The sequence below is a fragment of the Pseudomonas sp. K2I15 genome (assembly GCF_002204795.1).
Classification (GTDB): Bacteria; Pseudomonadota; Gammaproteobacteria; order Pseudomonadales; family Pseudomonadaceae; genus Aquipseudomonas.
Map to the genome: position 1 here is coordinate 92,750 of NZ_NIXO01000018.1, position 9,784 is coordinate 102,533.

Annotated in this window: 9 protein-coding genes and 2 pseudogenes; 7 read left to right on the top strand and 4 right to left on the bottom strand. The window is 61.4% G+C overall.

The window, feature by feature from the left end:
- The first annotated feature begins 87 nt into the window (after nt 1-87).
- From CEC48_RS13470 to CEC48_RS13485, 5 genes and pseudogenes are all read left to right on the top strand, one after another.
- Nucleotides 88-330 carry a hypothetical protein gene (locus CEC48_RS13470; protein WP_088424201.1) on the top strand — a complete coding sequence of 81 codons (243 nt, stop codon included), beginning with the start codon at nt 88-90 and terminating at the stop codon, nt 328-330.
- Nucleotides 331-498: 168 nt separating this feature from the next.
- Nucleotides 499-1,290 carry a transporter substrate-binding domain-containing protein gene (locus tag CEC48_RS13475; RefSeq protein ID WP_088424202.1) on the top strand — a complete coding sequence of 264 codons (792 nt, stop codon included), beginning with the start codon at nt 499-501 and terminating at the stop codon, nt 1,288-1,290.
- A gap of 107 nt (nt 1,291-1,397) precedes the next feature.
- Nucleotides 1,398-1,607, top strand: a pseudogene (locus CEC48_RS31075) (PAS domain S-box protein); the annotation flags it as partial.
- A gap of 3 nt (nt 1,608-1,610) precedes the next feature.
- Nucleotides 1,611-1,727 (top strand): annotated as a pseudogene (locus CEC48_RS31080) (methyl-accepting chemotaxis protein); the annotation flags it as partial.
- 191 nt (nt 1,728-1,918) lie between these two features.
- Nucleotides 1,919-3,076: a transporter substrate-binding domain-containing protein gene (locus tag CEC48_RS13485; RefSeq protein WP_176438714.1), complete on the top strand. Its 1,158-nt coding sequence runs from the start codon at nt 1,919-1,921 to the stop codon at nt 3,074-3,076.
- Between the two features lies 1 nt (nt 3,077).
- Here CEC48_RS13485 and CEC48_RS13490 read toward each other — a convergent pair whose 3' ends face one another.
- From CEC48_RS13490 to CEC48_RS13505, 4 genes are all read right to left on the bottom strand, one after another.
- A complete protein-coding gene (locus tag CEC48_RS13490) occupies nt 3,078-3,821 on the bottom strand; it encodes a YkgJ family cysteine cluster protein (RefSeq protein WP_088424204.1) in 744 nt (247 codons plus the stop codon).
- 108 nt (nt 3,822-3,929) lie between these two features.
- Nucleotides 3,930-4,412, bottom strand: coding sequence for an N-acetyltransferase (locus tag CEC48_RS13495; protein ID WP_088424205.1), 483 nt, complete (start codon nt 4,410-4,412; stop codon nt 3,930-3,932).
- A gap of 3 nt (nt 4,413-4,415) precedes the next feature.
- On the bottom strand, nt 4,416-5,318 hold the full coding sequence (locus CEC48_RS13500) for a chemotaxis protein CheV (protein ID WP_088424206.1): 903 nt from the start codon (nt 5,316-5,318) through the stop codon (nt 4,416-4,418).
- A gap of 174 nt (nt 5,319-5,492) precedes the next feature.
- Nucleotides 5,493-6,467 (bottom strand): D-glycerate dehydrogenase, encoded by a 975-nt coding sequence (locus CEC48_RS13505; RefSeq protein WP_088424207.1) that lies wholly within the window; start codon nt 6,465-6,467, stop codon nt 5,493-5,495.
- Nucleotides 6,468-6,816: 349 nt separating this feature from the next.
- Between CEC48_RS13505 and CEC48_RS13510 the strand changes: the two genes are divergently transcribed.
- Both CEC48_RS13510 and CEC48_RS13515 read left to right on the top strand, forming a co-directional pair.
- Nucleotides 6,817-8,139 (top strand): OprD family porin, encoded by a 1,323-nt coding sequence (locus CEC48_RS13510; RefSeq protein WP_088424208.1) that lies wholly within the window; start codon nt 6,817-6,819, stop codon nt 8,137-8,139.
- 86 nt (nt 8,140-8,225) lie between these two features.
- Entirely contained in the window at nt 8,226-9,719 is a 1,494-nt protein-coding gene (locus CEC48_RS13515; RefSeq protein ID WP_088424209.1) for a sensor domain-containing diguanylate cyclase, read from the top strand.
- Nucleotides 9,720-9,784: the final 65 nt, after the last annotated feature.

Here is a 9,784-nt window from a genome sequence, read left to right on the forward strand (position 1 = left end):
TAAAGATCCGAGGCGCGCAGGTATACTGCGCGACGGTGTGGCCTGCAAGTCGGGCCCGCGTCATTTTCAGTACTCCCCGGAGCTTCCATGAATTCCCCGACACAACCCGCTGTTGAAGCGGTCGACATCGACCAACAGGCCAACCCTGACAGCGTCGAAGGCGAAACCCGCGCCGAGATCCCGGCGTTCAAGTTTCCGTTCAAGCCGGGCGAACTGGCCGAGGCGAAAAACGCCAGCCAGCCGTGGTACAAAAACGGCGCCAAGAACGGCCACACCAAGAGCCCGGGCATGGCACCTCCCGGCACCCGTCGCTCGATGGGCAAGCGCTGACCGGTAACAAATCCCGCGCAATGGCGATCTGTGCCTACAACGTTTACTGACGTTTCGCCTTGTAGGCCTGCGGCCAATTCTTGAAAGCTTGCACGACACCCGCCTGCCCCGATTCTTTATCACGGGGCTGGGGGTGGTGAAGCTGGTTTTCCGGAAAAGGACGTTCCCGTGGTTCTTATACGCACCTGTGTTGTGCTGCTCTTGTTACTGATGTTCGGTGCTGTCGCTGCCGCAGCGGCCAATGATCAACCTCGGCGCGAAATTCGCTTCGCCGTCGCCGCGCAATTCCCACCCTTCCAAAGCCGCAATCAACAAGGCCAGCTTGCAGGGCTGAACATCGAACTGGGCAATGCCCTGTGCATACAGCTCAATGTACGGTGTACCTGGGTCGACCAGATCCTTGTAGAAAACTTCCCCGCCCTTGAGGCCAGGCAATTCGACGCGATCATGGGCATGGCCCCTACGTCGAAGCGGCGCCAGCGGGTGAGCTTCACCAATGACCTCTATCCGATCACTACGCGTCTGGTGGCCCGCAAGACATCCGGTTTGAAACCGAGCACACGGTCGCTGAAGGGCAAGCGTGTGGGCGTATTAGTGGGCAGCAACCGCGAGGCCTTTGCCCTGTCGAAGTGGGCGCCGAGGGGCGTGATCGTCAAGGCGTTCTGGCGCAATGACGAACTGATCCGCAGCCTGCTGGCAGGCGACATCGATGCGACCCTGCAAGGCACGGTGGAAATCCGCGAGGCGCTGCTCGACACGGCCGAGGGCCAGGTTTTCGACTTCCTGGGCCCCGCCGTCACCACCGAACTGTTGGGCAACGGCGTGGCGATTGCACTGCGCAAGCCCGACACCGCGTTGCGCAGCGCCCTCAATTGCGCCCTTGAGCAACTGATGCAGAGTGGCGAATACCAGCGCATCGTCCTGCCCTACCGCCTGGACGCGCCGCCCTCCAGCCCGTAATTGCCAATTAATTGCACCGAACATGAACAGGATCAGTATTTACCCAACCCGTGCGCTTGGAGTCGACGCCCTGCCGACTCCTCCAACAATCACGAGCGCGCGTTTGCATGAAGATCAATCTGCCGGTCACCGGTCGAAATGTGGATTTTGCCCCCGACGCCAATATCCTCTCGACCACCGACCTGACTAGCGCAATTACCTACGCCAACCAGGACTTCATCGATATCAGCGGCTATACCCGCGAGGTGTTGTTGGGTACCCCGCACAACCTGCTGCGTCACCCGGACATGCCGCCCGCTGCGTTTGCGCACATGTGGCATGTCCGGGCGATCGCTGAACAGACCAACTTGCTGGCGCTCAATGCCGCCATCGAAGCGGCGCGGGCCGGGGAACAGGGACGCGGGTTTGCCGTGGTAGCCGATGAAGTGCGACGGTTGGTGGAGGAGTTCTGGAATAAGCGGCGGTAGATCAAAAAACGTCCGACAAGATTTTGAGTCAACTCCTACGGGAAGAAAGGAAGTGCCTTGATTGAAGGCCAGCGTGTGGCTGTGAAAGCTTCTGAGGGGGGGGGCAGGCGCCGGTAACGGGGCCGGGACGCCTCCCACCTTTCTTCCTACAGGACAGGCAAATGACATCCCTGAGAATACTATTGGCACTGGTTTTATCTACGGCCACAGGAACCCTGTGCTCCGTGACGTACGCGGCTGAAAAAACGCTGGCCGAGATACGCTTCGGGGTAGAGGCCCTGGTACCGCCGTTTGAAAGCCGCAATGCCCAAGGTGAGTTGGTCGGTTTGAACATTGAGTTGGGCAACGCCTTGTGCGCCGAACTCAAGGCGCGCTGCGTGTGGGTCGATCAAGAGTATGCAACCAACCTGGCAGCACTCGAGGCGAGTCGATTCGATGCGATCATGCCCATGTCGGCCACCCCGGCACGGCGGCAGAAAATCGACTTCACCGATAATCTCTACGCCCTTGAAACGAGGCTGGTAGCGCGCAAGCGCCTCGGGCTTGTGCCTGAGGCCAAGGCGCTTCAAGGCAAACGGATTGGCGTGCTGGCGGGCACCAGCCGAGAAGCCTATGCCTTGGCGCGATGGGTACCCTATGGCGTGGTGGTACGAAGTTTCAACCTGAATGCCGAGCTGATCAGCAGCCTGCTGGCCGGCGATATCGACGCAACGTTGCAAGACACCCTCGAGATCTCCGACGCCTTGCTGAAAACCCCAGAGGGCGCGGGCTTTGAGTTCGCGGGGCCTGAGATTGTCGATGAAATGCTCGGCAGCGGCGTCGCCATTGGGGTTCGCAAGGGCGAGCCCGACCTGCGTATGGCGCTGAACCAGGCGCTTCAACGCTTGAAGGAAAGTGGCCAGTACTCGCTGATTACCCAGCGTTACCTGCGGACCTCAAACAGCGATCCGGTTCCGATGTTGTACACGCCGGCAGAGGGTAGCTTGCCTTTCTCCCAAACGGTGCAAGTGGGGCAAACCCTCTACATCTCCGGGCTGCTGGGACTTGACGAGCGCGGCAAACTGGTCAGCGGAGGCATTCGCGCACAAACAGCCAAGGCCTTGGAAACATTACGAAGCATACTCGAGGAAAAAGGGCTGGGCATGGACAGGGTCGCCAAATGCACGGTAATCCTCGCGAACATCAACGACTTCGCGGCCATGAATAAAGTCTATACCCACTACTTTTCAGCGAATCGTCTTCCCACTCGAACGACCTTTGCCGCGGGCGGTTTAATACTGGATGCCCGGGTCGAAATCGAATGTCTGGCCAGCTTTTAGCTCAAGCCGCCCGCAAAGAAATGAATGCATAGTTGGCCGGCACCTCGGTGGCAATCCGGGCGCCGGCGTCCAGCAATTGCTCGGCAATATCCATCCCCGACGCATGAAACACCCACTCAGTGGCCTGCACGGCCTCCTGCGTCGCCAACTCGATTGCCTGGGCAAACAGGCCCATATCCGGCAGGTACGCGGTAAACCCGTCACCCTTGAGCGCGGTGGTGTGAATGCCCAGCAACCCACACACCGCTTCCTTGGCCTGGATATCGTCGCGGTCAGCCTGGCGTGAGCGGCGGATCAACTCGGCCAGCTCCTTGTCCATCAACTCGCCCCCCACGATCAGCGCCGGCCCCTGCTCCCAGGATTCCGGCGGGCAGTCCTTGGCGCCCGGGTTCAACGGGATATGCGGGTTGATTTCCATCGGGTAGATGCGGCACACCAACGGCCGCCGCTCATAGATGCGGCAACGGTCGCCTTCGTCAAGATTCCGGCAGCGCCCGGCGTTATACGCGGCAAAGGTGATTGCCACATACGCCTCGGCGTTGCCGCTGGGCACGATGGCGGAACGGCGTTGTGCGTGCTCACGCTGCAACTCGGGCAGCCCCAGGCCACTGCCCAGGAATCCTTCCACCAGCACGATGACATTACCGCCGTCAGCCGCCCAGCTGCGGGCTTCTTCAAGGGTCAGGGGCACATGGTGGTCGGTGCAGCATTTGCCGCAACCGACGCAGGAAAAGTGGGTATTCATGGAGGATCTGTCACCAGGCAAGGTCAGAAGGCACTCATGAACGGTGACGGGTTTTTGCCTCTGTTCACCGTTCTGCCACTGTACAAAGCAAGTTATGCGCCAGCGCCTTCAGTCCTCGGGCACCAGGTCTCGCAGCACAAACACCATGCCGGCACTTTCATACAGGTGCCGGGCCCGCTGGTTGGACTCCAGCACCTTGAGGTCGACAAACGCTTCGCCGCGGTGCTTGAACACCAAGAAGGTGTGCAACAGCAAGGCCCGGCCCAGCCCCATGCCCTGGGCACACGGATGAATCGCCAGGTTCTTGATGTAGGCGCTGGTCCAGCATTGCGACACGCCGAGGATGCCGCTGGCATTACTGGCCACCAGGCACAGTTTCGGGTCGAACTCGGCGTCGGTGACGAACTGCTGGCGCCAGTGCTCAAGAGGGCCGACACGTCCGCCGCCCTGTTCCTGGGCCAGGCTCAATACCGCATGGATCGCCGGTGCCATTGCTTCGTGGTAATGATCCAGCGCAATACCCGCCGGCCATTGCGGGGCGGGCAGGCTGCCGGTGAGGTCGCGGCGCAACAGGTGGAAGTATTCACCCACCGGTCAGATGCCTTGTTGCGCCACGGTCTGGGCGGCTACCACCAGGCACTTGGTCAGTTCGGGGGAAGAAAACTTGGTCAGCACTGCATTGGCGCCGGCCAAGCGGGCTTTTTCGCTGTTCATCGCGCTGTCCAGGGAGGTGTGCAGCAGCACGTAGAGGTCCTGGAAGTCCGGGGTTTCGCGCAGGGTACGGGTGAAGGCGTAGCCGTCCATTTCGGACATTTCGATGTCCGAGACCACCACGTTGATCTGCTCGGCGGTGCCTTGCAGTTCCAGCAAACGGTCGATCGCTTCCTTGGCGCTGCGGGCGGTGTGGCAGGTGAGGCCGAGGTTGCGCAGGGTGTGCACCGACTGCTGCAGGGCCACCTGGCTGTCGTCCACCACCAGGATTCGGGCGTGGCCCAGCACTTCGGCTTCTTCCATGCTCAGGTCGGTGGGCGCCGCTTCGATCTGCGCCGGGGCGATGCCATGGATAACTTTTTCGATGTCCAGCACCTGCACCAGCACCCCTTCGACCTGGGTCACGCCGGTGATAAACGAACGCGTGCCACCGGAGCCAAACGGCGGCGGGCGAATGTCGGTGGTCAGGCAGTGCACGATTTTGCTCACCGCCTGCACATGCAGGCCCTGCTTGGAGCGGCTCACATCGGTGACGATCAGGCAGCCGCCGTCCGGATCTTGCAGGGGCATTTCCCCCAGCGCCCGGCTCAGGTCGATCACCGACAAGGCCGTACCGCGCAAGGTGGCGATGCCTTTGACGTGCGGGTGCGACTCCGGCAGCTTGGTCAGTGGCGGGCAGGGAATGATTTCACTGACTTTAAGCAGGTTGATCGCCATCAGCTTGCCGCTGCGCAAGGTAAAGAGCAGAAGCGAGAGTGAGTCTGCGCGGGCTTTGGTGGTGGACATAAAAACCTTCTGTGGATCAGGGATGACGATCTATAAACCGTTATCGACTTCACGGCCAAAAACTGTAGGAGCGGGCTTGCCCGCGAAAAACCCGAGGGCGCCACGTTTATCCAGGCTACCCGCGTTATCGTTGACGTTCTTCGCGAGCAAGCTCGCTCCTACAAAGAGCAGTGGTCAGCCCTTCCACACCTGCGGGTTGACCAGATCCTGCGGGCGCTGGCCCAGCAATGCACTGCGCAGGTTTTCCAGGGCACGGTTGGCCATGGCTTCACGGGTCTCATGGGTGGCCGAGCCGATGTGCGGCAGGGTCACGGCGTTGCTCAGCTGGAACAGCGGCGACTCCGACAGCGGCTCCTGCTCGTACACATCCAGGCCCGCGCCACGGATTGTCTGGTTTTGCAGGGCTTGGATAAGCGCCGGCTCGTCCACCACCGGGCCACGGGAGATGTTCACCAGGATCGCGCTGGATTTCATCAACCCCAGCTCGCGATGGCTGATCAGGTGACGGGTTTTCTCGCTCAATGGCACCACCAGGCAGACGAAATCCGCTTCGGCCAGCAATTGGTCGAGGCTGCGGAACTGCGCACCCAGCTCCTGTTCCAGTTCGGTCTTGCGGCTGTTGCCGCTGTACAGAATCGGCATATTGAAACCCAGGCGACCACGGCGGGCGATGGCCGCGCCAATGTTGCCCATGCCGACGATGCCCAGTGTCTTGCCGTGTACGTCGCAGCCAAACAACGGCGCGCCGACGCTGGCTTTCCACTGGCCGGCCTTGGTCCAGGCGTCCAGCTCGGCGACGCGGCGCGCGCTGCTCATCAGCAGGGCGAAGGCCAGGTCGGCGGTGCTTTCGGTGAGTACGTCAGGGGTGTTGGTGAGCATGATCCCGCGTTCATTGAAGTACGCCAGGTCGTAGTTGTCGTAGCCCACCGACACACTGGAGACCACTTCCAGTTTGCTCGCGCCTTCCAGTTGCGCACGGCCCAATTTGCGACCGACGCCGATCAGGCCATGGGCATGGGGCAAGGCTTCGTTGAACTGGGCGTTGATGTCGCCCTGCTTGGGGTTGGGGGCGATGACCTCGAAATCCTGTTGCAGGCGTTCGATCATTTCCGGGGTGACGCGGCTGAAGGCGAGGACGGTCTTTTTCATGGAAGGCGGGCTCATCGACTACGTGGGAATGGCAAGCACGCTAACATTCTTGCGTGGGGTTGTCAGGACGCCCCGCACCCACACCGCCAGACTGTTGCGATTTGGGTAACAGTCATTATCTTGTTACACTCTGTATCGCACCGCTCACCTGCGCTAATTTGTCGCATCGATGAGCGCAGCGGTTAAGACCGACCCGCTCTCCCCCGATTTCCCTCGACTTATTTCCAGGGCTCTATACTGGGAATCTGTCTTAAAGCCGCTGAGTTGAGCGGCTTTTTTTTGCGCTGAAAAAAGGCCAGGAACCCCAAGAACACTGGCCGGTTTCGATTGACCCAAAGGAGCTCCACCGGTGAAAACCTCGCTTGCGTTCACCCCGTTATTCCTCGCGATTGCTGCAACGATCGTTCCCCTTGCCCACGCGGCAGACACCCCGACCGCCGACGGTTTCGTCGAAGGTGCAAGCTTCAAGATCAATACCCGCAACTACTACATGAACCGCGACCGCCGCGACATTCACACCGATGACAGCAAGGAATGGGGCCAAGGCGTCATCGGGATCTTCGAATCCGGCTACACCCCGGGCACCGTCGGCTTCGGCCTGGATGCCAACGCCATGCTCGGCCTCAAGCTCGACGGCGGTGGCGGCACCGACGGCTCCAGCATCCTGCCGGTGGGCTCCGGTAACGGCAAAGCCCCTGGCTCGTTCTCCACCGCCGGCGCCACCCTGAAAATGCGTGCCTTCGACACCGAGCTGAAAGCCGGCGACCTGTTCCTCAATAACCCGGTGATCGCCGGTGGCATGACCCGCATGCTGCCCCAGACCTTTCGTGGTGTAAGCCTGACCAACCACAGCTTCGACGGCTGGATGTTCGAAGGCGGCCAGGCCAGTTTTACCAAGCTCTACAACCAGAGCGGCCACCGCCGCATCGGCACCAGCTACGGCGCATTGCCCAACGGCGAAGACAGCCGGCACCTGGACTGGGCCGGCGTGTCCTTCAGCGGCGTACCGGGGCTGACCAGCAACCTGTACGCGTCCGAACTCAAGGACATCTGGAACCAGTACTACTACGACCTGGACTACACCTGGCAGTTGAACGAACTGGTCAGCCTCAACCCGGGCCTGCACTACTACCACACCCAGGAAACCGGCAAAGCCCTGCTGGGTAACATCGACAACAACACCTACAGCCTGCACTTCACCGTGGGCGTGGGCCATCACAGCGTCACCGCCGCCTACCAGCGAGTCAACGGCAACACCCCGTTCGACTACATCAGCCAGGGCGACAGCATCTACCTGGATAACTCCCAGCAATACTCCGACTTCAACGGCCCCAATGAGCGCTCGTGGAAGCTCAAGTACGCCTATGACTTCGTAGGACTGGGCCTGCCGGGCCTGACCTCGGCGGTGTCCTACATCAGCGGCAAGACCGACCTGACCACGGCCGATCCGGACAGCCGTGGTTACTCGTCCTGGTACAGCGCCGACGGCAAGAACGCCAAGCACTGGGAACGGGACATCGACCTCAAGTACGTGGTGCAAGGCGGCAAGGCCAAGGACCTGGCCGTGCGCCTGCAATGGGCGACCAATCGCGGCGGCAACGGCTACGCGGCAGTGGACCGGGACGTGGATGAATACCGGGTGATCGTCGACTACCCGATTGACGTTTTCTAACGTTCAGGTTTTCTTTTTGCGGCGACGACTTATTTTTCACAGCAGGGAACTAAACTGCCAGCATCTTGAGTGCCGAAGTCAGTCCCATGATTCAACGCCGCGCCTTCACCCCGCCTGCACGCCCGGAGCTTTTGCTGATTCTGGGCAGTGGCCTTACCGTCGCTCTGATCGTGATCATCGTGGCTGTGCTGTTGATTCGCGAACACGCCAGCGCCCTGCAGGCGGCCAAGCGCTCCACCAGCAACATCACCCAACTGATCAACGCCGATGTGCTGCGCAACGTCGAACTCTACGACCTGGCCCTGAACGGCCTGATCACCGCGACCACCCGCAATGACCTGCCCCAGGTCTCGGCCGAGGTCCTGCATATGGTGCAGTTCGACCAGTCCACAGCCGCCCCTTTCAAAGGCGAAGTCTTGCTGCTGGACAAGACCGGCGCGGTCACCGCCGACTCCTCCACACTGACACCCACGCCGCGCAATTTCGCCAATCGCGATTACTTTCAGGTGCACCAGCAGAACCCCGACGCAGGGCTGTTCATCAGCCGCCCCTTCAAGATCCATTGCGACTGCGATCAAGTCTGGCGCATCGCGTTCAGCCGCCGGGTGTCCGGGCCCAACGGCGAATTTGCCGGCGTGGCGGTGGCGACCATGCGCCTGGCGTATTTCGACCAGTTGTTCAACAGCCTCACCATCGGCAGCGGCAGCACCATCAACCTGCTGAACAACGACGGCATTCTGCTGGCCCAGCAACCCCTGCTCGAAAGAGACATGATCAACAAGGACCTGAGCACGCGGCCGAACTTCAAAAGAATGCTGCGCGAAGGCAGCGGCAGTTTCAGCGGCGTGTCCACCACCACCGGCACGCAACGCCTTTACACGTTCACCAACGTCGGCGCGCTGCCGCTGATTGTGGTGGTGGCGCTGTCCAGCGACGACGTGTTTGCCGCCTGGAAACGCGCAGCCCTGCTGATCAGTGGCGCCACCGGCGTGCTGTGTGTGGGCCTGCTGTGGCTGACCTGGATGCTGCGCCTGGAACTGCGCCGCCGCTATCGCGCCGAAAAGGTCTTGTCGGAGCTGGCCGCCACCGACGCCCTCACCGGCCTGGCCAACCGCCGCACCCTCGACCAGCGCCTGCGCCTGGAATGGGAGCGTGCCCAACGCTCGAACGAGCCGCTGGCCTTGCTGATGATCGACGTCGACCACTTCAAGGCCTTCAACGACCGGCATGGCCACCAGGGCGGTGACGAGGCATTGCGCAACGTGGCCCGGGTCATCGGCAGCAATATTCGTCGCCCCGCCGACCTCGCCGCCCGTTACGGCGGCGAAGAGTTCGCGGTGATCCTGCCGGACACCGACGGCGAGGGCGCGAGCACGCTCGCCGAGCATATCCGCAGCGCGGTGGAGCACTTGCCACCTGCGGACGGGGACGCGCTGCCGGTCACCGTCAGCATCGGCCTCAGCACCTGGGACAAACGCAGCCGTGGCTCACTCGAAGAGCTGCTGCTGACGGCCGACCGGGCGCTGTATGAAGCCAAGCACTCCGGACGCAACCGTATCGTTCACAGCCGTCCCGCATGAGCCGTTATCAGCAACTACGCTAAAGGCATCCTCGAAGCAGAAGTACGCCCGATGAGCCCAAGCAC

What these genes read in the sequence shown, in the direction of transcription:
- CEC48_RS13470 (WP_088424201.1), top strand. Translation starts at nt 88, where the DNA reads ATGAATTCCCCGACACAACCCGCTGTTGAAGCGGTCGACATCGACCAA.
- CEC48_RS13485 (WP_176438714.1), top strand. Translation starts at nt 1,919, where the DNA reads ATGACATCCCTGAGAATACTATTGGCACTGGTTTTATCTACGGCCACA.
- CEC48_RS13500 (WP_088424206.1), bottom strand. Translation starts at nt 5,318, where the DNA reads ATGTCCACCACCAAAGCCCGCGCAGACTCACTCTCGCTTCTGCTCTTT.
- CEC48_RS13515 (WP_088424209.1), top strand. Translation starts at nt 8,226, where the DNA reads ATGATTCAACGCCGCGCCTTCACCCCGCCTGCACGCCCGGAGCTTTTG.
- CEC48_RS13490 (WP_088424204.1), bottom strand. Translation starts at nt 3,821, where the DNA reads ATGAATACCCACTTTTCCTGCGTCGGTTGCGGCAAATGCTGCACCGAC.
- CEC48_RS13505 (WP_088424207.1), bottom strand. Translation starts at nt 6,467, where the DNA reads ATGAAAAAGACCGTCCTCGCCTTCAGCCGCGTCACCCCGGAAATGATC.